Source organism: Catellatospora aurea, assembly GCF_042663325.1.
Taxonomy (GTDB): Bacteria; Actinomycetota; Actinomycetes; order Mycobacteriales; family Micromonosporaceae; genus Catellatospora; species Catellatospora aurea.
Genome location: NZ_JBHTAC010000003.1, coordinates 137150 through 160779, shown reverse-complemented (window position 1 = coordinate 160779; position 23630 = coordinate 137150). Strand labels below are relative to the sequence as shown.

The window sequence follows — 23630 nt, the reverse complement described above, 5'->3', positions numbered from 1 at the left end:
ACCCCGACCACCCCATATGGTGCCCACCGACCATATCCACCTGCGGTCCCGGCCCGCCAACGGGCGAAGATCGCTGTTCTCGGCAAAAACCTGTGGTCGGACCACGCTTGCTGTCCCGAAGCGGCGATCTTCGCTCGCTGCTCCCGGGCTAGCGGCCGGTCCAGCGTGGTGGACGCTTCTGCGCGAAGGCGCTGGCGCCCTCGCGGGCGTCGGCGGACTCGGCGACCGGCTTCACGAGCGGGTCCTGGATCGGGAACGCGTCGGCTGAGGCGACCCCTTCGGTCGTCGCCACGATGCGGCGGGTGGCGGCGATAGCAAGCGGCGCGTTGCGGGCGATCCAATACGGACCGGACATAACCCATGCAAGCCACCACTCCGCCACACCGCCCGCCCCGGGCACGTCCCGCCCCGTGCGACAGGTGGCGGCGCGGCGCTGGTGGGTGGGTCAGGCGCGGCGTTCGATCTGGGCACGGACGCGGGGGAAGGCGGACTTGGCTTCGCTCTGGGTGTAGTCCCAGAGCATGACCATGCCGATGCTGCCGCTGTCGGCCCACGCGCACATGTAGACGCTGCCGAGGACCTCCTGGTGGCCGCACTTGGCCGCGCCGCCGAGCGAACCGGTGGACACGGAGAAGAACCCACTGAACCCGTCGTCGGCCATGTTCTGGGTCAACCACTGCATCTCGGTGGCCGGCGACTTCAGCCGGGTCGAGGTCGCCGCGTAGAAGGCGATCTTCTTCCCGGCAGCCGAGTCGGCGTCGCCATACGCCCCGGACACCCACTTGGCCTGTACGTATCGCTGCTTGAGCTCCGTGGGCACGGGACCGACGCTCTCGGGCGACTTGGCGATGCCGTCCAGGGTCGACGGCACCCGCAAGGTGATCCTCACCGGAGCCTTGGTCGGCGACATCGACGGCGAGGGCTTCGCCGAGGGCTTCGCCGAGGGCTTCGCCGACGGGGATGCGGACGGCGACGGCGAGGTGGTCGACTCGGACGGTGACGGCGCGGCCGACACCCGCGGGGTGCTCCATGCGGCCGGCTCGGTGGCGGCCGGGGTCTGCTCGTCGCCGCCGGACGAGGCGTACACGGCCGCGCCGACGCCCAGCACCGCGACCAGCGCCAGCACCGCCCACAGTGCGCGCCGGTTCCGGGCCGCCGGCGGCCCGGCCTCGACGCCGTCGCCGTCCGAGTACTGCTGCATCTGCTCGCTCCCCGCAATTCGATGTGCGCCGGGCCCGCCGGTCTGGTGATCACGAGGCGGGGTCCACCGAAGGTAGGGCACGATCGCGGACCGCGGGCACCCACGAACGGGTCGAGATCCTATTCATACGATCACTTCCGCCATCATGATCGACTGGCGATAAAGTTTCGGGAAGATGACGGGCAACCCTTGTGAGCGTTCGCCTGACGCCCTAACCTCAGATCCACGGCGCGCCCGGGATCGTCGAACACCGATCTCCGAGCAGGGTTGGGACACCGCAGCCACCCAGCGACGTGGCACCGGCGCAATGCCCGTTCACCACCGCAGGCTCCGATCCCTGCGGCAACCGTCCATCTCCGACGACGCCGCACCCTGGCCACGAATGTGAGCGCTAACAAGGAATAGTTCGCCGAAAAATCAATAAAAGCTGCTCTCCTCGCATTCAGGACCGGCGTCGGCGACGTCGGCCCCGGTGACACCTGTGCCCGCGCCCGGCAGCACCACGGGCACCCGCTCCCTCCGGAAGGACTGACAATGCCTCCGCTCCCTGACGGACCCGGCCCACGGTCACACACGCTGCGGCGCTGGTGGCGGCTCACCGCCATGACGGTGCTGTGCGCGCTCGCCGCGACCGGCCTGCACGCGTCCGCGGCCTCGGCATCGCCCGCGGTCGGCTACACCAACCCGCTGATCAACCAGCGTGCCGACGCCCAGATCCACAAGCACACGGACGGCTACTACTACTTCACCGCGACGGTGCCCGAGTACAACCGCATCATCCTGCGCCGGGCCACCACCCTGCAGGGCCTGTCGAACGCCCCGGAGACGGTGATCTGGCGCAAGCACAGCAGCGGCATCATGGGCGCGCACATCTGGGCCCCGGAGATCCACTTCATCGACGGCAAGTGGTACGTCTACTTCGCCGCCGGGGCGACCAACGACGTCTGGGCGATCCGGATGTACGTCCTGGAGGGCACGGGCGCGAACCCGCTGACCGCGAGCTGGACCGAGAAGGGCCAGATCCGCACCCCGTGGGAGACGTTCTCCCTGGACGCGTCCACCTTCGTGGCGAGCGGGGTCCGCTACCTGATCTGGGCGCAGGCCGAGCCCGGCATCGCCACGAACACCAACCTCTACATCGCGCGGCTGGCCAACCCGTGGACGATCACCGGCGCGACGACCCGCCTCACGATACCCACGCTGGCCTGGGAGACCCGCGGCTACAAGGTGGCCGAGGGACCGACCGTCATCCAGCGCAACGGCAAGCTGTTCATGACGTACTCGGCCAGCGCCACGGACGCCAACTACTGCCTGGGCATGCTCACCGCGACGGCGGGCAGCAACCTGCTCAGCGCGTCGTCGTGGACCAAGTCGCAGAACCCGGTGTTCGCCAGCAACTCCGCCACCGGGCAGTGGGGGCCGGGCCACAACTCGTTCACCGTGTCCGAGGACGGGGCCAGCGACATCCTCGTCTACCACGACCGCAACTACCGCGACATCAGCGGCGACCCGCTCAACGACCCCAACCGGCGCACCCGCCTGCAGAAGCTGTACTGGAACGCCGACGGCACCCCGAACTTCGGCATCCCGATCCCGGACGGGGCACACCCGGTGCGGCTGAAGTCGTACAACTTCCCGGACCGCTTCGTGCGCCACTGGGAGTACCGGGCCCGGATCGACACCAACGTCACCAACCTGGCCGACTCGCAGTTCCGGATCGTCACCGGCCTCAACGGCGGCGGCAGCGTCTCGCTGGAGTCGACCAACTTCCCCGGCTACTTCCTGCGCCAGCGCAGCAACGGCGAGGCGTGGGTGGACCGCAACGACGGCACGGCGGCGTTCCGCGCCGACGCGAGCTTCTACCAGCGCGCCGGACTGGCGAGTTCGTCTGCGGCGTCGTTCGAGTCGCAGACGTACTCCGGCCGCTACCTGCGGCACAGCAACTACCTGCTGTACGTGCAGGCGGTCACCGACACCGTCGGGCGCGCCGACGCCACCTTCATCCTCGAATGACCTTGGAGTAACCATGTTGCTGACCTGACCACGCACCCTCACCGGGCGGGCGCTGTCACTTGTCGTGGCAGCCCTGCTCGGCGTGTCCATGGCGGTCGTCATCCACCCGGGGCGGGCCGACGCCGCACCCGGGCCGACCTTCCGCAAGAACGGCGCGGTCAACGAGGGCGCGTTCGCGCTGCAGCGCAACGGCCGGACCTGGATCACGTACTCGGCCAGCCACTGCAACGGGCCGAACTACAAGCTCGGCATGCTCGAATACCGGGGCGGCGACCCCCTCGCGGCGTCCTCGTGGACCAAGGCAGCCAACCCGATCTTCCAGCGCAACGACGCCAACGGCGTGTACGGGCCGGGCCACCACCCGTTCTTCACCTCACCCGACGGCACCGAGACCTGGATCGCGTACCACGCCAACAGCTCCTCCTCGCAGGGCTGCGGCACCACCCGCACCACCCGCGTCCAGAAGATCTCCTGGAACTCCGATGGGACTCCCAACCTGGGCGTGCCGGTGTCGCTGTCGGCCATCCAGCCTGGACCGTCCGGGAGTCCAACGCCACCCCGGTCGAGATCCGCAACCGGCACAGCAACCTCTGCCTGGACGACTACAACCGGGGCACCACGCCCGGCGCGGAAGTGCGCCAGTGGACCTGCCTCAACAACAACGCCCAGCACTGGCGTATCTCCTGACACGGCCGGCGCCGACGCGCCCCCGCGCCGGCGCCCGCCGCACGCAGGTCACCGGGCGCAGGAGACCCCGGTCAACCACACCGGCGAGTAGCACTCCGCGAACGACCACTTCCGATCCGAGAAGCCGTCGTCCGTGCTGTCGGTGTACACCTCCAGCCCGCCTTGCGGCGTCACCCGGTAGTACTCGCGAACAGGGTCACCCTCGATGGTCGGGAAAGTCACCTTCAGCTCCGCGCTGTCGCCATTCCGGAGAGCGCGCTCCAGGCAGGCGATCTCCTGCACCGCTTTCTGCCGCATCTCCTCACCCAGCCCCAAGCTCACCTCGCCACAGCTGGGAAACTCCGTCCTGGACGCCCAACGGTCCTCGACCGGATCACCGAACAAGCCGCAGCCCGCGGTGAACAACGAGGCCGCTGCCACCGCGACGAGCCACAGGCGAACCGAACGGGCTGCTACGCGGCGACGATGAGCGCCGCTCCGACCTACCATGGCGTGCCCCCTTCCCTACTGGTTCAACGCGGCCGGGTGAACGGCCGGTTCCCTGCGGGCAGGTAACAGCTCCGTTCCGGAACGGACGGTGCACCGCGGCAGGTCAGGGCGTGCTGCGGGCGAGCTGCATGAGGAACTCGGCGTTGCTGCCCGTCTTGCGCAGCCGGTCGACGAGCTGTTCGCCGGTCTGCTGGCTGTCCATGGTGTGCAGGGCGCGGCGCAGCCGGCGGACCAGTTCCAGCTCCTGCGGGTTGACCAGCAGCTCCTCACGGCGGGTGCTGGAGGAGTCGACGTCCACGGCCGGGAAGACGCGCCGGTCGGCGAGCCCGCGCAGCAGCCGCAGCTCGGCGTTGCCGGTGCTCTTGAACTCCTCGAAGATGACGGTGTCGCCGAGCGAGCCGGTCTCCACCAGCGCGGTGGCGATGACGGTCAGCGAGCCGCCGCCCTCGATGGTGCGGGCCGCTCCCAGGAAACGCTTGGGCGCGTGCAGGGCGCCGGCCTCGATGCCGCCCGACATGATGCGGCCGTTGGACGGCGCGGCGAGGTTGTAGGCGCGGCCCAGCCGGGTGATGGAGTCGAGCAGCACGACGACGTCGCGGCCCTGCTCGACCAGGCGTTTGGCGCGTTCGATGGCCAGTTCGGCGACCGCGATGTGGTCGGCCGGCGGCCGGTCGAACGTCGAGGAGACGACCTCGCCGCGTACGGTGCGGCGCATGTCGGTGACCTCCTCCGGGCGCTCGTCGATGAGGATCGCCATGACGTGCGCGTCGGGATGGTTGACGGCGAGCGCGTGCGCGATCGCTTGCAGCACCATGGTCTTGCCCGCTTTGGGCGGCGACACGACCAGGGCCCGCTGGCCCTTGCCGATCGGGGTGAGCAGGTCGATCACCCGGGTGGTCAGGATGTCCGGAGTGGTCTCCAGACGCATACGCTCCCGCGGGTAGATCGGCGTCAGCGCGTAGAAGTCGGGCCGCTCGCGCACCTGCTCGGCGGGCTCGCCGTTGACGGTGTCGATCGTGGTGACCGTGGGCCGCTGGGCGCGGCGCGCGTCGGCGCGCTCGCCGGTGCCGGGCCGCCGGCCGGCGGCGGGCTGGGCGGCGGTGCCGGTGACGAGGTCGCCGCGGCGCAGGCCGAGGCGCTGGACCAGGCCCGGCGGCAGGTACGGGTCACCTGGGTCGGGCAGGTAGCCGGCCAGCCGGACGAAGCAGTGCTTGTCGCGGACGTCTACGACGCCGCTGACGGCCGTCGTCGGAGCTTCGGCGCCAGGCTCGGCGGCATCGTGCTCGATGTGGTCCCGCACGTTCGCGCGAGGGCGGGCCGTCGTGCGGCGCCGCCGGGTGGAGGTGGCTGGTCCCGTCGCACCGTTCGCGGCGGCGGGGCTCGCTACGGCGGAGGGCCGCAGGTCGAGATCGGTCATGGGTACTCCTCGGAGACGGTGCGCCAGGGCACGGCAGTGCTGGGCGCGATGGGCACCGTGCGCCTGCCATATCTGCCGGGCTGCGGTTCCGGAGTGGTCCGGAGGGCTCAGCGGGTGACGCGGCGGTGCGGTGGGAGCCGTTCCCGGCGGACGCGAAGAGCGTGGCCGGTTCTCGGGGAAAGGCATCCTCGGGGCGGGAAATCCACGCCTGCATCGAGAGATGCTTGATCAAAGGTACCCCACCGGGGGCGGCCGGGGCAACCGGCACGCCGGTATGGCCACGACCCGGGCGCGTCCCCAGGAGAGTGATTGAGTCTTGGACCCCGACAGCACAGGCTGTCGACTATGGATCTCGACCACCATGCCGTCTACCGGCACCTTGCGCTCCGCGAGTTCGCCGCGGACGTGCGCATCGGGCTGAACCTGGCGTTCTACCGGACGTTCGCGGTCCCGGCGGCCGCTCGGCTGCTGCTGGACACGGGCGAGATGACCGAGCGCTCCGCGAAACGCACCGACGACACCGGCCTGATGATGTACGAGGTGATCGCCCACGGACCCGCCCACCCGCGCGGCAGGCAGGTCATCTCCGCGCTCAACCGCATCCACCGGGTGTACGACATCACTCCCGACGAGTACCGGTACACGCTGGGCACGTTCATCTTCATCCCGACCCGCTGGATCGACCGGTACGGCCCGCGCCGCCTCACCGCCGACGAACGCACCGCCACCTGGCATTTCTGGATCGAGGTCGGCAACCTCATGAACATCCGCGACGTTCCGGCGACGTGGGCGGAGTTCGAGCAGTGGTTCAACGCCTACGAGCGCGACAACTTCGCCTACGACGCCGCCGCGACCAGGTTGATGGACGCCACCCGGGACCTGCTGGCCACCCGCTTTCCGAAGGCGCTGCGCCACTGGGCGGGCGCGGCCGGCGACGCGCTGCTCGACGACGACGTCCGTCAGGCGCTAGGCGTGCCGAAGCCGAACCTGACCACTCGCGCCGTCGTGCACGGCGCGCTCCGGCTCAGCGCACTCAAGCGCCGCCTGCGACCGGCGACGAAGGACGTCTTCACGCCCGGCCAGCCCAGCCGCCACTACCCCGACGGGTACACGGTCGAGCAGCTCGGACCCGATCCTGTCCAGCCCGTGGCCCGGCGCTGACGATCAGCCGAGGGAGCCCCGCCACGTGGTGACAGGGCTCCCTCGCGAACGCCGTCAGGACGGCATCTTGTAGGTCAGCAGGTCCACCGGATTGATCTTCGGCGGCGGATCGAACAGGTCAGCACGGGCCTCCAGCCCCTGCCGCACCTTTCCGGCCAGGTGGAACTGGCGGTCGTCCTCGTTGTCGAAGGCGTCGAAGATGCGGAACGAGGTCGGCCCGACCTGGAAGGCGTACCAGACGATGGTGCCGGGTTCCGCGTCCACCAGTGCCTTGGCCTGCCGCAGGAACTCCGCGACCTCGCCCTCCTTGCCGGGCTTGGCCTCGATCTCGACGAGAAAACCCAAGGTGAGCACGCCTGCTCCCTCCCTGCGGACGGCGGCGATCAGCCCTTGAGGAACGCCAGCAGGTCGGCGTTGAACTCGTCCTGGTTGGTGGCGAACAGGCCGTGCGGCGCTCCCGGGTACACCTTGAAGGTGTTGTTGGGAATGATCTTGGACGACTTCTGGCCTGACGCGATGATCGGCACGATCTGGTCGTCGTCACCCTGGATGATCAGCACCGGGACGTCGATCTTCTTGCAGTCCTCGGTGAGGTCGGTCTCCGAGAAGGCCTTGATGCAGTCGTAGGCGGCCTTGAAGCCCACGGTCATGCCCATGAGCCAGAACGAGTCGCGCAGACCCTGGCTGACCTTGTTGCCCTCGCGGTTGCCGCCGTAGAACGGCGCGCTCAGGTCCTTCCAGAACTGCGACCGGTCGCGCTCGACGCCTTCGCGCAGGCCGTCGAAGACGCTGCGGGGCAGGCCCTCGGGGTTGGCGTCGGTCTGCAGCATCAGCGGCGGGATGGCGCCGACCAGCACCGCCTTGGAGACGCGGTCGGTGCCGTGCCGGCCCATGTAGCGCACGACCTCGCCGCCGCCGGTCGAGTGGCCGACGAGGACGACGTCGCGCAGGTCGAGCTTCTCGATCACCGCGGCCAGGTCGTCGGCGTACGTGTTGAGGTCGTTGCCCTCCCACGGCTGGCTGGAGCGGCCGTGGCCGCGCCGGTCGTGCGCGATGCCGCGGAAGCCGTTGGAGACGACGTACCACATCTGGTCGTCCCAGGCGTCGGCGGTGAGCGGCCAGCCGTGGCTGAAGACGACGGGCTGGCCTGTACCCCAGTCCTTGTAGAAGATCTGGGTTCCGTCCTTGGTGGTGACCATACCGGTGCTCATGTGGCGACTCCCTGCAGGCGAATGTGGCAGTGCGTACGTCGCGGCACACCGTCGGGCCGACCCTCCGAAGCTAGCATCACGGGCTTGTCCGACTTGTCGGTTCAGAGATGAAACAACCTACCGGCAGTTCTGCCACTTTTCATGGGTTTTCACACCATTTTTGCTCCCTCTGACGCGCCACGGACCACGCGCCCTCCAGGAGGTAGTCCGTTCGGCCAGTCATTTTTTCTCATATTCGGGCATTTGTCTTGTATGCCCGTAGCCCGCTCGGCAAACCATTGAAAGTCTAGCGGATTAGTGGGATATTCGCTTCGTGGTCGTTCCGGATCACGTCTGCGGCGGGCACCCGCCGGAGGTCGTGGCATCGGAGCCCGACGTCGCACGTGCCGATCGACCATGCGCCACCACAGAACTGCACCCCAAACATTGATGACTACCGATCACGCCGAGCTCTCGGCGTTGTTCGGTGTGCGCATTTGCGCTCGAGGAGGACAGGTTCCGCATGAAGAACCGGATCAGAGCAGCCGCCGTACTCGCCGCCACCGCCGTCCTGGCGCTGTCGGCCTGCGGCGGGGGCGACAGCGGCACCACGGGATCCAGCACCACGCTGAACATCGTCGGCTTCGCGGTGCCGGAGGCGGCGAACAAGGCGATCGCGGCCGAGTGGAACAAGACCGAGGCAGGCAAGGGCGTCAAGTTCCAGACGTCGTACGGCGCGTCCGGCGACCAGAGCCGCGCGGTCGTGGCCGGACTCAAGGCCGACTACGTGCACTTCTCGGTCTCCAGCGACGTCACCCGCCTGGTCGACGCGAACCTGGTCGCCAAGGACTGGAACGCCGGCCCGAACAAGGGCATCGTGTCCTCCTCGATCGTGGTGCTCGCGGTGCGCGAGGGCAACCCGAAGGGCATCAAGGGCTGGGACGACCTGATCAAGCCGGGCGTCCAGATCGTCACCCCGAACCCCGCCTCCTCGGGTGCCGCCCGGTGGAACGCGCTCGCCGCGTGGGGCCACATCACCGCCAACGGCGGCACCGACGCACAGGCCACCGAGTTCCTGACCAAGCTGTTCGCCAACGTCGTCGCCCTGCCCGGCAGCGGCCGCGACGCGACCACCAGCTTCCTCGGCGGCACCGGCGACGTGCTGCTGGCCTACGAGAACGAGGCCATCCTGGCCACCCAGGCGGGCGAGAAGTTCGACTGGGTCGTGCCGGCCACCACCATCCTGATCGAGAACCCGGGCGCGATCCTCACCAACGCCGACCCCAAGGCCAAGGACTGGCTGAACTTCGTGCTCAGCAAGGACGGCCAGCGCCAGTTCGCGCTCAAGGGCTTCCGCCCGATCATCGAGGGCGTGGACACCACCGGCATCGAGGGAGCCAAGGATCCGGCCAACCCGTTCCCCGCGCCGGAGAAGCTGCTCACCGTGTCGAAGGACTTCGAGAGCTGGTCGGCTCTGTCGAAGAAGTTCTTCGACGAGAAGGAGGGCATCATCGTCAAGGTCATCGCAGCCTCGGGCAAGGCTAAGTGACCTCGACCGCGCTCTCCCCGGACCGGCCGGCGACCTCTCGCCGGCCGGTCCGGGCCGGCCGCCCGCTGACCCGAGTCTCCGGACTCGGGCTCGGCGTGGCGATGATGTGGTTCAGCCTGCTCGTGCTCATCCCGCTCGCCGCCGTGGTGGTCACCGCGTCGACGGGCGGGTGGAGCGCGTTCTGGCAGGCGGTGACCAACGAGCAGACCGCCGCGGCGATCGAGCTCACCGTTGGCACCGCGTTCGCCGTGACGCTGGTGAACATCGTCATGGGGACCATGATCGCGTGGGTGCTGGTCCGGGACCGGTTCTTCGGCAAGCGCGCCCTGGAGATCCTGATCGACATCCCGTTCGCGCTGCCGACCATCGTCGCCGGCCTGGTCCTGCTGTCGCTGTACGGCAAGACCAGCCCGCTCGGCATCGACATCGCCAACACCCGTCCCGCCGTCTTCCTCGCCTTCCTGTTCGTCACCCTGCCGTTCGTGGTCCGCACGGTGCAGCCGGTGCTGGCCGAACTGGAGCGCGACGTGGAGGAGGCGGCGATGTCGCTGGGCGCGAGCCGGTTCACGGTGTTCCGGCGGATCATCCTGCCCAGCCTGACGCCGGCGATCGCCGCGGGCGCCGCGCTGTCGTTCGCCCGCGGGGTCAGCGAGTACGGCTCACTGGTGCTGCTGTCGGGCAACCTGCCGATGAAGACGGAGGTCACCTCGGTGCGCATCCTCAGCAGCATCGAGAACGACAACCTGGACAGCGCCGCGGCGGTCGCCACGATCCTGCTGGCCATCTCGTTCGCGGTCATCGTGCTGCTCGACGTCATCCAGCGCGGGATGGTGCGCCGTGGCTAGCCACCCCAGCACCCGCACCCGGCGCGGCCCGGTCACCTACCTGGTCCGCCTGCTCGTGATCGCCTACCTGTTCCTGCTCGTGGCGTGGCCGGTGTACCTGGTCGGCAAGAACACCTTCGCCGACGGCATGGACAACATCAACGGCATCCTCGAAGATCCCGACATCGTGCACGCGATCAGCCTGACCGTGCAGGTCGCGATCATCGCGGTGATCATCAACACGCTGTTCGGCGTGGGCATCTCGCTGCTGCTCGTCCGGTACGACTTCCCGGGCAAGCGGCTGCTCAGCGCGCTGCTGGACATGCCGCTGTCGGTGTCGCCGATCGTCGTCGGCCTGGCCCTGGTGCTGGTCTACGGCGGGCGCACCGGCTGGTTCGGCCCCGGCCTGGAGAGCATGGGCTTCCAGGTCATCTTCGCCACCCCCGGCATCGTGCTGGCCACGGTGTTCGTCGCGCTGCCGCTGGTGATCCGCGAAGTGGTGCCCGTGCTGGAGGAGGTCGGCGAGGAGCAGGAGCAGGCCGCCCGCAGCCTGGGCGCGAACGCGTGGCAGACGTTCCGGCGGATCACCCTGCCGTCGATCAAGTGGGGCGTCATCTACGGCGTCGTGCTGAGCCTGGCCCGGTCACTGGGCGAGTTCGGCGCGGTCAAGGTCGTGTCCGGCAACGTGCTCGGCGAGACCCGCACCGCCACCCTGGTCGTCGAGGAGAAGTACCTCAACTTCGACAAGGGCGGCGCGTACGCCACCGCGTTCCTGCTCGCCCTCGTGGCGGTGGCCTGCATCATCATCGTCTCAGTCATTCGGCCGAAGGAAGACCGTTGAGTATCGAGATCGTCAACGTCGCCAAACGTTTCGGAGACTTCGTCGCTCTCGACAACGTCTCCGTCAGCATCCCGTCCGGGCAGCTCACCGCGCTGCTCGGCCCGTCCGGTGGCGGCAAGTCGACGCTGCTGCGCATCATCGCCGGGCTGGAGACGGCCGACAGCGGCCGCATCGAGATCGAAGGTGTGGACGCGACGAAGCTGTCGCCGCAGAAGCGCAACGTCGGTTTCGTGTTCCAGCACTACGCCGCCTTCAAGCACCTGTCGGTCGCCCGCAATGTCGCGTTCGGACTGGAGATCCGCAAGCGGCCCAGGGACGAGATCCGCGAGCGGGTCGACGAGCTGCTCAAGCTCGTGCACCTGGCGCAGTTCGCGGACCGGCTGCCCTCCCAGCTGTCCGGCGGGCAGCGCCAGCGCATGGCCCTGGCCCGCGCGCTGGCGGTGCAGCCGACCGTGCTGCTGCTCGACGAGCCGTTCGGCGCGCTCGACGCCAAGGTGCGCAAGGAACTGCGTGACTGGTTGCGCCGCCTGCACGACGAGGTCCACGTGACGACCGTGTTCGTCACGCACGACCAGGAGGAGGCGCTGGAGGTCGCCGACGAGATCGTGGTCATCAACGAGGGCCGCGTGGAACAGATCGGCTCGCCCGACGAGCTCTACGACACCCCCGCCAACGACTTCGTCATGCGCTTCCTCGGCCCGGTCACCGAGCTGGGCGACCGGCTGGTCCGGCCGCACGACCTGCAACTGCTCACCGGCGGCGGTGAGCCGGACGCCGTCGCGGGCCGCATCACGCGGATCACCCGCGTCGGCTTCGAGATCAGGGTGGAGGTCGCCGTGGCCGGGCAACCGGTCATCGTCACCCTCACCCGCAACGAGTTCCTGTCCCTGGGCGTGGAGCTCGGGTCGGAGGTGCAGGTCCGGATCGCCCCCGAGATCGCCCCGGTCCGGTTGCTCGACGCCGTCTGAGCCGACGGAAGCACCTCCGGGCGTGGCGAACGCCGATCCGGCCACCGCCCGCCCGGAGGCTCCTTTCTGCACAGACCTCGCCCGCCCCGTCACGGCCGGTGTCCGCCGGTGCCGCCGCCGGCCCGGTCGTGATCGGGGCTCGCCGCGGCGAGCGCCCGGTCGGCATCGAGCAGCCGGTCGAGGGTGGTGCTGTCAAGCAGGTCGCTGGTGAACGTGTGGACCGAACGCCAGAGGCCGGCCAGTGCCGTGGCCGCGCCCGTGTACGTGATGGTGTGCGGCGGACGGCCCCGCACGCTGGCCAGCGCTCCGCTGACTGCTCGCATGATGTCGCCGACGCTGATCTGCGCGATCGGCCGGGCCAGGCTGAAGCCGCCGTCGGTGCCGGGGCGGCTGCTCAGCAACTCCGCGCGGCGCAGGTCGGCAAGGATCGACGGCAAGTAGCTGACGGGGATGCCCTGCATGGCAGCCAGATCGCTGGTCTTCACCGGACCGCCGCCGGCCGCGGCGATGGCCAGCATGGCCTGCACCGCATAGTCGTGTCGCGCTGAAATGTGCACGGCCCCATGGATTCCTGCTCGTGACGGCGCGACCGGCAGCAGGCGCGCGTTGCATGCGTGTCCGCATATTCCTATAACTTCGATAGATAATATAGGCGTTACGCGTACGGGGCAATGGCGGTCACGTTCCGATCTCGACGGCGGCCGCCGTCACCGACCGGCGGTGTCCTTCGGCTTCGGCGCCGCCCGCAGGTGGGCACGCTCGCCCTGGGTGCCGAACAGGCTGAGGAACTCGACCGGCTCCGGGCCGGCCGCGCCGAACCAGTGCGGCACCCGGGTGTCGAACTCGGCCGCCTCCCCCGGCGACAGCACCAGGTCGTGCTCGCCGAGGACCATGCGCAGCCGGCCGTTGAGGACGTACAGCCACTCGTAGCCCTCGTGGGTCTTCAGCTCCGGATGGCGGCGGCGGCTCTCCGCGGGAATCACCAGCTTGTAGGCCTGGATCCCGCCCGCGCGGCGGGTCAGCGGCAGCATGATCATCCCGTGCCGGGTCACCGGGCGCAGGTGGATGCGCGGGTCGCCGGTCGGCGGGGCGTCGACCAGCTCGTCGAGCGTGACCCCGTGCGCGCGGGCCAGCGGGAGCAGCAGCTCCAGCGTGGGCCGCCGGGAGCCCGACTCCAGCCGGGACAGCGTGCTCATCGAGATCCCGGTCGCCGTCGACAGGTCGGCCAGCGTGGTCTCCCGCTGCTGGCGCAGCGCGCGCAGCCGCGGCCCGACCGCGCCGAGGGCTTGATCAAGGTCGTCGTCCATGCCCCCACTTTGCCAGATCGGCAACAGGATTTGCGAACGCAGCCGATCGTCTCGCATGGTTGTCACCTGGCCACGGCCCATCCGTGACCACGCACGGGCAGCGCGAAAGGGACCGGCATGACCGAGGAGTTCAGCAAGGCGTACTGGGAAGACCACTACCAGGGCCGTGCCACGGGCCACGGCCATGCCGGTGAGCACGGCCACGCCGCAGGTCACGGCCACGCCGCAAGCCACGGCCACGGGCACGGCGCAGACCATGGGCACGCTGCGGGTGGCAAACCGACGAACCCGCAACTGGTCGCGGAGATCGCGGGCCTGACGCCCGGCACGGCGCTGGACGCCGGGTGCGGCGAGGGAGCCGAGGCGATCTGGCTCGCCACCCAGGGCTGGCAGGTCACGGCGGTCGACATCGCCGACAGCGCACTGCGCCGGGCGCGCTCACACGCGCAGGACACCGATGGGGCGGTCGCCGAGCGGATCGACTGGCTGCGGGCCGACCTGTCCGACTGGACGCCGCCCGCGGAGCGGTTCGACCTGGTCTGCTCCCTCTACGTCCACCCGACGTCGTCCCGCGAGTCCCTGGCGGCCCGGCTCGCGGCGGCGGTCGCACCCGGCGGCACCCTGCTGATCGTCGGCCATCATCCGTCGGACCCGCGGCCCGGCATCTCCCCCGCCGCCGTCCGCGACGTGCACTTCACCGCCGACGAGGTCGCAGCCGGCCTGGACCCCGACCACTGGGAGATCGTCGTCGCCGAGTCCCGCCAGCGCCCGGCAACCGGACCCGACGGCCACGAGCACACCTTCCACGACACCGTCCTACGCGCCCGCAAGCTCCACTGACGCCCTCCCCACCTGCCGCAACTCTTAAGAACGTGCGGCCTCACGAGGCGTTCAAGGCCGCGCCTCAAGCGTTGCGACAGGCTGGGGGCATCGGAGGCCGGTCAGGCGTTCTCGGCGAGTCGGCTGAGGTCGCGCAGCAGGTCGACGGCCTCGGCGCGGTGGGGCAGCGTCGGCGGCAGCTCGCGGTCGGCGCGGTCGACCAGCTCTGTCCTGATCCGGCGCAGCACCTCGGCGCGGGCCGCCGGGGACAGGTCGTCCAGGCCCAGCCAGCCGAGGTTGTCGTCGACGATCTCCCGCAGCGACGCGACCGCGGCGTCGTCGTCGAGGTCCTCCGCCAGGGCCTCGACGGCCCACTCGAACAGCCAGCCGGCCGCCGACCAGCGCTTGTCGGGGGCGACCGCGATCGTTCCGGACATCAGTTGCCTACCAGGAATGCTCGGGGCGCGAGGCCGTTGTCGGTGATGAACTTCTGTACCTTAGCGATCTGATCGGGCGTGAACTGGGAGACGTCGACGGGCACGTAATCGGCCTTGGCCAGGTGGTCGACGATCCTGGTCTGCAGGTTGGGCCACTGCTGGTCGAAGTGCCGGGACGGGAAGTTGCCCACCGCGTCGTAGGTCTTGCCGGTGGCGCTGTCCACCCAGTCCACTTTCGGATCGGTGGAACGGCTCAGCTCCACCCCGGTGGCGTCCTCGACGCGCAGCGCGGTCTCGCCCTCCGCCGCGCGATACCGTCCCGTCGCCGGGTCCATGCCGAGTTCGCGCTGGTGGGCGTCGCGCGCCGCCTCCGCCGCACGCTCGGCCTCCCGGGCACGTTCGGCCTCCCGGGCCGCCTCCGCGGCGCGCTCCGCCTCCCGGGCGGCCTCGGCCGCACGCTCTGCCTCCCGGGCCGCCTCCGCTGCGCGTTCGACCTCGCGGGCCGCTTCGGCGGCGCGTTCGGCGTCGCGGGCGGCTTCGGCAGCGTCTGCGGCCCGGTCCACGGCCCGCCCGAGGTCGGCGACGTCGTCGATGGCCCGGGCGCCCTTGGAGATGCCGGCGGCGACCCCGGCGATCCCGCCGACCACGGGCACGATGCCGAGCAGGCGCTCCCACCAGGCCAGCTCCTGGCCGGTGATGAGGTCCTTGCCGGTGATCGCCTCGATGACGCCCTTGACCGTGCCGACCACGGGGACGAAGTCGAGCCCGATGCTGAGCAGCACGCCGAACAGCACGGACAGGCCGACCAGGGCGGCCAGCGCCGCCCGCGCGGTGTAGTAGCAGTCGGACATGCTGCCGCAGTTGTCGGCGTACGCCGCGCCGGGCAGCAGCAGCACCGCAGCGCCCGCACCGAGCGCGGCGCCGGCCAGCACCCGTGTCGTCGTTCTCATTTCGGCTCCTCGGTGCCGGGCGCGGCGGCAGGCGTCGGCGGCGCGGGCGGCGCCTCCCGGACGTGCGGGCTGAGCAGGGTCATCAGCACCGCCGACACGATCGCCAGCAGCAGGAACGGGAAGAAGCTGGTCTGGTCCAGGAACATCGGCACGACGACCGCGCCGAGCAGGTACACCGGGATCATCACGACGATCAGGCGGATGATCCGGGGGATCTTGGCGATGAAGCGGGCGTACGCCCCGAAGTCGAGCGGCAGCAGCGGGCTGGCGATGACCTGCGCGACGAACAGCACGAGGAACGTGAGCCCGGCCTGCCAGTAGGCGGCGTACAGGCCGGACAGCAGCGCGGTGAGGATCGCCGCGCGGATCAGCAGCCGCAGCACCAGCGGGATGCGGCCGGCCAGCGGCTGCACCGGGACGTCGGTGCGGAACCGGTCCTCCAGCTGCGTCATCCGGTCGGGGCCGCCGCCCTTGCCGATCGGGTTCGCCAGCACCGCCTGCGCGGCGGCCCGGCCGATGGTGGCCGCGACCGCGAGGAACACGATCCAGCCGCCGCTCTCCTGCGTCGTCGACATCGCCTCGACGGTCGGGCGGGCCCCGGCCCAGACGAACACGGGCCGCACCAGCAGCGGCGCCGACTGGGTCCACACCCAGACCAGCAGCCCCGAGATGACCACGAGCGCGCCGAGGCCGACCATCGCCCGCACCGCTCTCGGGACGCTCGGCGGCAGCAGGAACTCGGCGGCGAACGACTTCGCGGCGATGGGCACGCCGACCGCCAGCATCGCGAACAGCGCGTAGGTGAGCAGTTGAGAGCCGTACTGTGCGGGGATGCCGAGCAGGGTGTCGGTGCGCCAGGTCTCCCACTGCGGGTGCGCGCCCAGCGCCAGGTCGCCGAGGGCGAACCCGAGGGTCAGGTAGGAGCCGAGCGCGCCGCTGACCGCGCCGACGAGCGCGATGAGCAGCAGCAGCCAGAGCGCCTCGGTGAAGACGTACTCGAAACCGGGGTGGAGCACGCCCACGACCAGACCGGTCAGGAACACGGCGGGCACCGTGACGAGGCCGACGACCGGGCGGGCGGCGAGGTAGAGGCCGTCGACGGTGGACATCGCCAGGCCGGCCGACAGCTTGCGCAGGGTCAGCGGCACACCGACCCAGATGCCGTCAGCGAGCCGGGTCAGCGGATCGGGCGGGCTCGTCGGCCCCGGAATCGCCGTCATCTTCCCTCCATCGGGAACTGCCGAGCAGGTGTTTGGCGAGCCAGCCGAGCACGACGCCGTACACGAGGTGGCCGGTGATGCTGACCGACAGGAACTCGTCGAGCGCCTTGAGCCCGAGCCAGCCCGGGTAGACCGAGACCATGAAGGTCTCCAGGACCAGCGCCCAGACGATGGCGGGCCAGATGCCGCGTCGTCCGAACGCGACCGTGTACGCGACTCCGAACGCGATGCCGTTGCACAGGTGGAACGCGACGCCGAGCAGGAACACCCAGGTGGCGTCCTGATCCGTCTCGGCCAGGGCCAGCCCGAACAGCCGCCACGCCTCGAACGGGCGCAGCCGCAGCCCGGCGAACTCCACCAAGGCGATCCGGACCGCGTCGTAGGCCAGCGTCGCGGCGAACCCGGCGACCGCGCCGACCGCCATCCGGCGCAGCACCTTGGCTCTGCGCTCGGCGGGCAGCCGCCGGATGACGACGGTCGCCACGGTGGCCGCGGCGAGACCGAGCGCGAGGAAGGTCCAGCGCAGGGAGACGCCCGACAGGATGTACACCAGCAGGGCCGCGCCGCTGGCCAGGAAGACCGCGGCGACCGTCCACTCTGGCCGGAGCCGGGGTCCGCGATCAGCCACGCCGATACGTTAGGAACTCACGACCATCAGTGGGGCGCAGTGTCAGCGAGCCGACAGCAGGCTCCCGGCAGGCGGCCAGGGCGGAGTTAAGCAGGTGCCCTTCCGCTACGCATACCGATAAGAAGGTGCCCTTCCTTCGTGGGGGTCAGGGTGGGGGCATCGTGGAGAGCAGTTCGGCGGCGGCGGTCAGGAGTTGGTTGGCGCGGACGGCGAGTGTGGTGGCGAGGCCGTGGGCGGTGCCGCCGGCGGTTTCGGCCAGTGCGCGCAGCGCGGTCAGGTCGTGGTCGAGTCGGGCGAGCGCGCCGGCCAGGTCGGCCGCGGCTGCGCCGTGCAGGTGGGCGGCGATGTCGTCGAGGGCCATGCCGCTGGACTCCAGCCGCTGCACGGTGGCGATCTGCTCGACCGTCGCCGGGTCGTACAGCCGGAAGCCGCCGGTGGTGCGCGAGGCGGGGGTGATCAGGCCGAGGTTGGTGTAGAAGTCGACGGTCCGGTTGCTCACGCCCGCGGCCGAGGCCAGCTCGCCGATCCGCATCAGCGCCATGAGCAGCCCCTTTCCAGCAACCGTACAGTTTCACGTGTTAGTGTCGCTCCCGTGGCTGATCCTACCGCCGCCCGCCGCGAACGGCACCGGTCCAGACCAGGGCCGACAGCGCCGCGGCCGAGCCGAGGAGCACTGGCACCGCCGTGCTGATCCTCGCGGACCTGGACTTCACCATCGGCGCGCCTGCCCGCCCCCGCTCTTGCCGCGCACCGCGGCGACGCCGCCCGCACACCACCGCCGCGGCTGAGGCCGGGGCGGAGTTCCACAGGAGAGGAAACCCATGGTCTTCAAGAAACTGCTCGCCGGGCTCGGACTGGGCGGCGTCGAGGTGGACACCGTGCTGTCGCCGCAGACCACGGTCCCGGGCGGTCAGCTGAGCGGCCAGGTGAACCTGCGCGCCAAGTCCGACACCGACATCACCGCGATCTCGCTGCTGCTCACCGCGACCGGACCGGCCGGCGAGCTGGAACTGGCCCGCTACCAGGTGGCGCAGCACCTGCGCCTGCCCTCGGGCAGCACCCAGGCCGTGCCGTTCACGGTGCCGGTCCCGGTGCACGCGCCGTTCACCGCGCTGTACGGCCAGGCCCTGCCGGGTCTCGGCGTCGGGGTGCGCACCGAGGTGTCGGTCGCCTCGGGCAGTGCCAAGGGCGACTTCGACCCCGCGCGTATCGACGCGGCGCCGGTCCAGCAGCACATCATGGACGCGCTCGGCACGATCGGCTGCCGGTTCGTCCGCAGTGAGCTGCGCCCCGGTGGGGTGCCCGGCCTGCCTGTGCCCGCCGCGCAGGCGATCACCTGCTACGCCCCGCTGCCCGAGGGCGGCCAGCACGGCCCGCACATCCCGCTGCTCACCTTCACCATCGCCGCGGCCGGCGACGGTCTCGTGGTGCTGGCGGAGCTGACCGGCCGGTTCGGCGCGCCGGACCGCCACGACCTGTCGGCCGCCGACCTGGCGCGGCTCGCCGAGACGGAAGGCGGCTGGATCGCCGAGGTCGACCGTTGGCTGACCAATGCCCTCGACAAGCTCGGCTCCCCCGCGCAGGCCGCCCCGGGCGCGTTCCTGCAGTCGCCCGCCCCGGCCCAGCCCGGCTACGGGCAGCCCGGGTACGGGCAGCCCGGGTACGGCCAGCCGGGCTACGGCCACGGCCGGCCCGGGTACGCCTACGGCGGGCACGGTGGACACCACGGCGGCTACAAGTACGGCGGCTACCGGGGCAAGCCGAGCATGGCCGGTGCGATGGCGGCCGGGGTCGGCGGTGCGGCGCTGGGCTTCCTCGGCGGCATGGTGATCGGCGACATGATCGGCGACGCGATGGCTCCCGACCTGGGTGAGGCCGCGTCGGCGGCCAGCCTGGACCCGGGTGTGGCCGACGCCGGTCTCGACGACTTCGGCGGCGGGGACTTCGGAGGCGACTTCGGAGACTTCTGACCGCCGATCGCGGGTGGTGCGGGCCTGTCCTAGCCGGAGGCCCGCACCACCCACCCCCGACCAACCCCGCCCGTAGACGAAGGAGACCCTGCGTGAAGTCCTCTAACCCGGTGCTCGGGCGGATCACCGCCGCCGCGCAGCAGCCGACCTACAGCGTGCCCGGCGGCCAGCCCTACAGCTACGGCGGCCAGACCTACGAGCAGCCCGCCGGCGGCTACGGCTACCCCGAGACCGTCCAGCACTCCCGCGACGTCATGACGATCGACGACGTCGTGGTCAAGACCGTGTCCCTGATCGGTGCGGCGGTGGCCGCGGCCGCCGCCACCTGGATCCTGGTCCCGCCGCAGTCGCTGGGCGTGGTGTGGATCGGCGCGATGCTGATCGGGCTGGTGCTGGGCCTGGTCATCTCGTTCGCCCAGATCACCAACCCGGTCATCCTGTTCAGCTACGCGATCGTCGAGGGCGTGTTCCTCGGCGCAGTGTCCAAGGCGTTCGAGACCCGCTGGAACGGCATCGTCCTGCAGGCGGTCATCGCGACCCTGGGCGTCTTCTTCATCATGGCCGCGCTGTACCGGGCCCGGATCGTCCGGGCGACGCCGAAGTTCATGAAGGTCGTGATCGGGGCCGCGGCCGGGCTGGCCGTGGTCATGCTGGTCAACTTCGTCATCAGCATGTTCACCGGCTCGGCCGGTCCGCTGCGCGACGGCGGCGGCATCGCGATCATCTTCTCGCTGGTCTGCATCGTGGTGGCGGCGCTGATGTTCGTGGTCAGCTTCCAGCAGATCGAGGACGGCATCGCCGCCGGGCTGCCGCGCAAGTACGGCTGGCTCGGCGCGTTCGGCATCCTCGTCGAACTCGTCTGGCTCTACCTGGAGATCCTCCGACTGATCTCGTACTTCCAGGAAGACTGACGCAGCGACCAGGCGGCCCGGGCTCTCCCCAGCCCGGGCCGCCGCACGCGGGCACCCGTGCGGATTGCCCGCAATGACCGGATACTGCGGCCGCCGCGCGCCGATACTGATCGTTGGACCAGGTCGGGCCTGCGAAGATCGCGGAACGGGGAGAGCCATGCGAGCCACCTTGATCTACGGTGCCGGTGACATCAGGGTCGAGGACGTGCCCGACCCGGTGCTGCACGAACCCACCGACGCTCTGGTACGCGTACTGCGGTCCTGCATCTGCGGCAGCGACCTGTGGCCGTACGGGTCGCGGCCCGCCAGCGAGCAGGGCGACCGCATCGGCCACGAGTTCCTCGGCGTCGTCGAGGACACCGGCGCGGACGTCTCCGGGCTGAAGGCGGGCGACGTCGTGGTCGCGCCGTTCGTCTGGGCGGACAACACCTGCGACTTCTGCCGGGAGGGCCTGCAGACCTCCTGCCGGCACGGCGGCTTCTGGGGCGCGAACGGCGTCGACGGCGGCCAGGGCGAGGCGGTACGCGTACCGCAGGCCCAGGGCACGCTGGTCAAGCTGCCCGTCGGCGAGGACTCGGCGCTGCTGCCCTCCCTGCTGTCGCTGTCCGACGTGTTCCCGACCGGCCACCACTGCGCCGTGACCGCAGGGGTGGGCCCGCGGACCACGGTGACCGTGATCGGCGACGGCGCGGTCGGCCTGTGCGCGGTGCTGGCCGCCAAGCGCCTGGGCGCGGAGCAGATCATCCTCATGGGCCGCCACCAGGGCCGCACCGACCTCGGGCGGGACTTCGGCGCGACCGACGTGGTCGCCGAACGCGGCGAAGAGGGCGTGGCGAAGGTCCTGGAGCTGACCGGCGGCGACGGCACCCACGCCGTACTGGAGTGCGTCGGCCTGCGCCCGGCCATCGAGACGGCGTTCGCCGTGGCCCGGTCGGGCGGCACGGTGAGCCGGGTGGGCGCGCCGCAGTACCCGGAGGTGCCGATGGGCTTCGAGGAGTTCCGGCGCAACGTCACGCTCACCGGCGGCATCGCCCCGGCCCGCGCCTACATCGAGGAACTGCTTCCCGACGTGCTCGCCGGCGAGGTCGAGCCCGGCCGGGTGTTCGACACCGTCATCGGCCTCGACGAGGTGCCCGCGGGCTACCGGGCCATGGCCGACCGCACCGCCCTCAAGGTCCTCATCCGGCCCTGACCGAGATCAAAGCAGCAGGCGCGGTCCGCACTTTCAGAAGTTTGTAGGATTTTGATTTGATATAGCAGCAATTTCCCGGAAAGTGCAGCATCCGGCCGCGCGCCCGTGAAGATCACCCTGGGAGTACGCGGAAGTCCCGGGCCGGAGGCTGTTCGGCCGTTAGCCTTACAACCGGCACAAACGCACAGATAAGGTGGCGGGACTGGTGACACAGTGACGCAGGACGGGCCCACCGAACTCGACCGCACGGTGACCAAACGCGCCGTCTACCCGGTCTTCCAGCCGGTCATCGCGCTGCGCAGCGGCCGGGTCGCCGGTTACGAGGCGCTCGCGCGCGGACCGGCGGGCTCCGAGCTGCGCAACCCCGCCGAGCTGTTCGCGCAGGCCCAGCGCGCCGGTCGGCTCACCGAGCTGGACTGGGTGGCCCGCGCGGCAGCGTTCCGGGCGGCGATGGCCGCGTGCCTGCCGTGGGACGTCCCGCTGTTCGTCAACGTCGAGCCGTCCACCATGGGCAGTGCCTGCCCGCCGGGGCTGGTCGACACCATCGACACGGCCATGCGCGAGCTGCAGGTCGTCATGGAGATCACGGAACGCTCGCTGTCCGACGACCCGGCCGCGCTGCTCACCTCCGTGGCCCGGGTGCGCGGACAGTCGACCCGCATCGCCCTGGACGACGTCGGCGTGAACCCGGCGAGCCTGTCGCTGCTCGCCCTGCTCAGCCCCGAGATCATCAAGCTGGACCGGCACGTGGTGCAGGGCCGCCCCACCCACGAGACCGCGCAGGTGGTCAACGCGGTGCTGGCCGAGTCCGAGCGCACCGGCGCGATCATCCTCGCCGAGGGCATCGAGACCGAACGGCATCTGGCGGCGGCGATCTCGATGGGCGCGACGCTCGGGCAGGGCTGGCTGCTGGGCCGGCCCGGCCCGCTGCCCGGACAGTTCGAACGGCCGGACACCGACCTGCCGTACAGCACCGCGCCGGACACGGGGGCGCGTACGCCGTTCGAGGTCGCCCGGCGGCGGCGGCGCGCCACCCGCGCCACGAAACGGCAGCTCATTCCGCTCAGCAACCACCTGGAGAGCATGAGCGAGCACGCGCCCGAGGCGTCGGTGCTGCTCGGCGCGTTCCAGGACGCGAAGTACTTCACCGAGCACACCCGGCAGCGCTACCTGTCCATCGCCGGCAAAGGGGCGCTGACCGCGGTGTTCGGCCACGGCGTCACCCCGCAGCCCGCTCCGGGCATCCGCGGCGGCCCGCTGTCCGACGACGACCCGCTGATCGGGGAGTGGTCGGTGATCGTGCTGGGCAGCTACTTCTCGGGCGGCCTGTTCGCCCGGCAGCTGCCGACCACGGCCACCCGCGAGGCCGACCGCGAATTCGACGTGATCATCAGCTATGACCGGTCGCTGGTCGCCGAGGCCGCGCGCACGCTGCTGAGCAGGCTGGCCCCGGTCTCCTGACCGCGGCTCACAGCTGCGAGACCTGGTAGTGCGCGACGAGCCAGTCGTCGCCGACCCGGCGCACGATGACGCAGAGGAAGACGTTCTTGGTCGGACGGTCCGTGAACGAGAAGTCGACGGCCAGGTAGCCCAGCACCACGTCGTCGGCGAGGCGGCGGGTCTCCAGCAGGCGGTACGCGGCGGTCATGCCGATCGGCTGGCTGTCGTAGTACTCCGCCACGCCGCCGGGTCCGACCGTGTACGGATGCAGGCCCTGGAAGATCGCGTCGTGGGTGAAGTTCTCCGCGACACGCTGCGGCTCGTGGGCGTCGACGGCCGACTTCCAGCGGTCGAGCACGGTGGTCAGGATCTGGTCCTCGGCGGCGGTCATGTCGTTCTCCCTCGGGTCGCTTCGT

Annotated in this window: 26 protein-coding genes and 1 pseudogene; 13 read left to right on the top strand and 14 right to left on the bottom strand. The window is 70.5% G+C overall.

Annotated features, from left to right (window positions below; all coding sequences use genetic code 11):
• Positions 1-148: 148 nt before the first annotated feature.
• The gene (locus ACFQO7_RS04300; RefSeq protein ID WP_376805149.1) at positions 149-355 is read right to left on the bottom strand and encodes a Clp protease/crotonase-like domain-containing protein; all 207 of its coding nucleotides are present in this window, start codon (positions 353-355) and stop codon (positions 149-151) included.
• A 90-nt stretch (positions 356-445) separates the two neighbouring features.
• Entirely contained in the window at positions 446-1201 is a 756-nt protein-coding gene (locus ACFQO7_RS04295) for a flagellar basal body-associated FliL family protein (RefSeq protein WP_376805148.1), read from the bottom strand.
• A 534-nt stretch (positions 1202-1735) separates the two neighbouring features.
• Between ACFQO7_RS04295 and ACFQO7_RS04290 the strand changes: the two genes are divergently transcribed.
• From ACFQO7_RS04290 to ACFQO7_RS04280, 3 genes and pseudogenes are all read left to right on the top strand, one after another.
• Positions 1736-3214 carry a family 43 glycosylhydrolase gene (locus ACFQO7_RS04290; RefSeq protein ID WP_376805147.1) on the top strand — a complete coding sequence of 493 codons (1479 nt, stop codon included), beginning with the start codon at positions 1736-1738 and terminating at the stop codon, positions 3212-3214.
• Positions 3215-3302: 88 nt separating this feature from the next.
• A pseudogene (locus ACFQO7_RS04285) lies at positions 3303-3695 on the top strand (family 43 glycosylhydrolase); the annotation flags it as partial.
• Positions 3608-3901 (top strand): RICIN domain-containing protein, encoded by a 294-nt coding sequence (locus tag ACFQO7_RS04280; RefSeq protein WP_376805323.1) that lies wholly within the window; start codon positions 3608-3610, stop codon positions 3899-3901. The pseudogene ACFQO7_RS04285 and the gene ACFQO7_RS04280, both read left to right, overlap by 88 nt.
• 48 nt (positions 3902-3949) lie before the next feature.
• Here the strand turns inward: ACFQO7_RS04280 and ACFQO7_RS04275 are convergent, their stop codons facing one another.
• Together ACFQO7_RS04275 and rho are read right to left on the bottom strand one after the other, a co-directional pair.
• Entirely contained in the window at positions 3950-4321 is a 372-nt protein-coding gene (locus tag ACFQO7_RS04275; RefSeq protein ID WP_376805146.1) for a hypothetical protein, read from the bottom strand.
• A gap of 172 nt (positions 4322-4493) precedes the next feature.
• Positions 4494-5807: a transcription termination factor Rho gene (gene rho, locus ACFQO7_RS04270; protein ID WP_376805145.1), complete on the bottom strand. Its 1314-nt coding sequence runs from the start codon at positions 5805-5807 to the stop codon at positions 4494-4496.
• Positions 5808-6152: 345 nt separating this feature from the next.
• On the opposite strand from rho, the gene ACFQO7_RS04265 reads away from it, so the two are divergent.
• On the top strand, positions 6153-6968 hold the full coding sequence (locus tag ACFQO7_RS04265) for an oxygenase MpaB family protein (RefSeq protein ID WP_376805144.1): 816 nt from the start codon (positions 6153-6155) through the stop codon (positions 6966-6968).
• A 54-nt stretch (positions 6969-7022) separates the two neighbouring features.
• Here ACFQO7_RS04265 and ACFQO7_RS04260 read toward each other — a convergent pair whose 3' ends face one another.
• Both ACFQO7_RS04260 and ACFQO7_RS04255 read right to left on the bottom strand, forming a co-directional pair.
• Entirely contained in the window at positions 7023-7322 is a 300-nt protein-coding gene (locus ACFQO7_RS04260; RefSeq protein ID WP_376805143.1) for a putative quinol monooxygenase, read from the bottom strand.
• A gap of 29 nt (positions 7323-7351) precedes the next feature.
• Positions 7352-8179, bottom strand: coding sequence for an alpha/beta fold hydrolase (locus ACFQO7_RS04255; protein WP_376805142.1), 828 nt, complete (start codon positions 8177-8179; stop codon positions 7352-7354).
• 502 nt (positions 8180-8681) lie between these two features.
• Here ACFQO7_RS04255 and ACFQO7_RS04250 point away from each other — a divergent pair.
• The 4 genes from ACFQO7_RS04250 to ACFQO7_RS04235 are packed head-to-tail and all read left to right on the top strand — an operon-like array spanning position 8682 to position 12340.
• Positions 8682-9707 (top strand): sulfate ABC transporter substrate-binding protein, encoded by a 1026-nt coding sequence (locus ACFQO7_RS04250; protein ID WP_376805141.1) that lies wholly within the window; start codon positions 8682-8684, stop codon positions 9705-9707.
• Complete coding sequence (gene cysT, locus ACFQO7_RS04245) at positions 9704-10552, top strand: sulfate ABC transporter permease subunit CysT (RefSeq protein WP_376805140.1); 849 nt, start codon at positions 9704-9706, stop codon at positions 10550-10552. Before ACFQO7_RS04250 ends, cysT begins: the two co-directional genes overlap by 4 nt.
• Positions 10545-11372: a sulfate ABC transporter permease gene (locus ACFQO7_RS04240; RefSeq protein WP_361042424.1), complete on the top strand. Its 828-nt coding sequence runs from the start codon at positions 10545-10547 to the stop codon at positions 11370-11372. Before cysT ends, ACFQO7_RS04240 begins: the two co-directional genes overlap by 8 nt.
• Positions 11369-12340 carry a sulfate/molybdate ABC transporter ATP-binding protein gene (locus ACFQO7_RS04235; RefSeq protein WP_376805139.1) on the top strand — a complete coding sequence of 324 codons (972 nt, stop codon included), beginning with the start codon at positions 11369-11371 and terminating at the stop codon, positions 12338-12340. The genes ACFQO7_RS04240 and ACFQO7_RS04235 overlap by 4 nt, the downstream gene beginning before the upstream one ends.
• Positions 12341-12429: 89 nt before the next feature.
• Here ACFQO7_RS04235 and ACFQO7_RS04230 read toward each other — a convergent pair whose 3' ends face one another.
• The gene (locus ACFQO7_RS04230) at positions 12430-12897 is read right to left on the bottom strand and encodes an RrF2 family transcriptional regulator (RefSeq protein ID WP_376805138.1); all 468 of its coding nucleotides are present in this window, start codon (positions 12895-12897) and stop codon (positions 12430-12432) included.
• Positions 12898-13047: 150 nt separating this feature from the next.
• Positions 13048-13647, bottom strand: coding sequence for a helix-turn-helix domain-containing protein (locus ACFQO7_RS04225; protein WP_376805137.1), 600 nt, complete (start codon positions 13645-13647; stop codon positions 13048-13050).
• A gap of 117 nt (positions 13648-13764) precedes the next feature.
• Here ACFQO7_RS04225 and ACFQO7_RS04220 point away from each other — a divergent pair, with 117 nt between their 5' ends.
• Positions 13765-14487: a class I SAM-dependent methyltransferase gene (locus ACFQO7_RS04220; RefSeq protein ID WP_376805136.1), complete on the top strand. Its 723-nt coding sequence runs from the start codon at positions 13765-13767 to the stop codon at positions 14485-14487.
• Between the two features lie 101 nt (positions 14488-14588).
• On the opposite strand, the gene ACFQO7_RS04215 is transcribed toward ACFQO7_RS04220, so the two are convergent.
• The 5 genes from ACFQO7_RS04215 to ACFQO7_RS04195 all read right to left on the bottom strand — a co-directional run bounded on the left by ACFQO7_RS04215 (position 14589) and on the right by ACFQO7_RS04195 (position 18242).
• Positions 14589-14903: a hypothetical protein gene (locus ACFQO7_RS04215; RefSeq protein ID WP_360527362.1), complete on the bottom strand. Its 315-nt coding sequence runs from the start codon at positions 14901-14903 to the stop codon at positions 14589-14591.
• Positions 14903-15853 carry a pre-toxin TG domain-containing protein gene (locus tag ACFQO7_RS04210; protein WP_376805135.1) on the bottom strand — a complete coding sequence of 317 codons (951 nt, stop codon included), beginning with the start codon at positions 15851-15853 and terminating at the stop codon, positions 14903-14905. The genes ACFQO7_RS04215 and ACFQO7_RS04210 overlap by 1 nt, the downstream gene beginning before the upstream one ends.
• Positions 15850-17073 (bottom strand): hypothetical protein, encoded by a 1224-nt coding sequence (locus ACFQO7_RS04205; RefSeq protein WP_376805134.1) that lies wholly within the window; start codon positions 17071-17073, stop codon positions 15850-15852. Before ACFQO7_RS04205 ends, ACFQO7_RS04210 begins: the two co-directional genes overlap by 4 nt.
• Positions 17018-17701 (bottom strand): DUF6789 family protein, encoded by a 684-nt coding sequence (locus ACFQO7_RS04200; protein ID WP_376805133.1) that lies wholly within the window; start codon positions 17699-17701, stop codon positions 17018-17020. The genes ACFQO7_RS04205 and ACFQO7_RS04200 overlap by 56 nt, the downstream gene beginning before the upstream one ends.
• Before the next feature lie 145 nt (positions 17702-17846).
• Entirely contained in the window at positions 17847-18242 is a 396-nt protein-coding gene (locus ACFQO7_RS04195; RefSeq protein WP_376805132.1) for a MerR family transcriptional regulator, read from the bottom strand.
• Positions 18243-18522: 280 nt separating this feature from the next.
• Here ACFQO7_RS04195 and ACFQO7_RS04190 point away from each other — a divergent pair, with 280 nt between their 5' ends.
• From ACFQO7_RS04190 to ACFQO7_RS04175, 4 genes are all read left to right on the top strand, one after another.
• Positions 18523-19671 (top strand): sporulation protein, encoded by a 1149-nt coding sequence (locus ACFQO7_RS04190; protein ID WP_376805131.1) that lies wholly within the window; start codon positions 18523-18525, stop codon positions 19669-19671.
• 92 nt (positions 19672-19763) lie between these two features.
• Positions 19764-20582 (top strand): Bax inhibitor-1/YccA family protein, encoded by an 819-nt coding sequence (locus ACFQO7_RS04185; protein WP_376805130.1) that lies wholly within the window; start codon positions 19764-19766, stop codon positions 20580-20582.
• A 157-nt stretch (positions 20583-20739) separates the two neighbouring features.
• A complete protein-coding gene (locus ACFQO7_RS04180; protein WP_376805129.1) occupies positions 20740-21774 on the top strand; it encodes a zinc-binding dehydrogenase in 1035 nt (344 codons plus the stop codon).
• A gap of 213 nt (positions 21775-21987) precedes the next feature.
• Positions 21988-23235, top strand: coding sequence for a sensor domain-containing phosphodiesterase (locus tag ACFQO7_RS04175; RefSeq protein WP_376805128.1), 1248 nt, complete (start codon positions 21988-21990; stop codon positions 23233-23235).
• A gap of 7 nt (positions 23236-23242) precedes the next feature.
• On the opposite strand, the gene ACFQO7_RS04170 is transcribed toward ACFQO7_RS04175, so the two are convergent.
• Complete coding sequence (locus ACFQO7_RS04170) at positions 23243-23605, bottom strand: Cif family virulence factor (RefSeq protein WP_376805127.1); 363 nt, start codon at positions 23603-23605, stop codon at positions 23243-23245.
• Between the last annotated feature and the right edge of the window lie 25 nt (positions 23606-23630).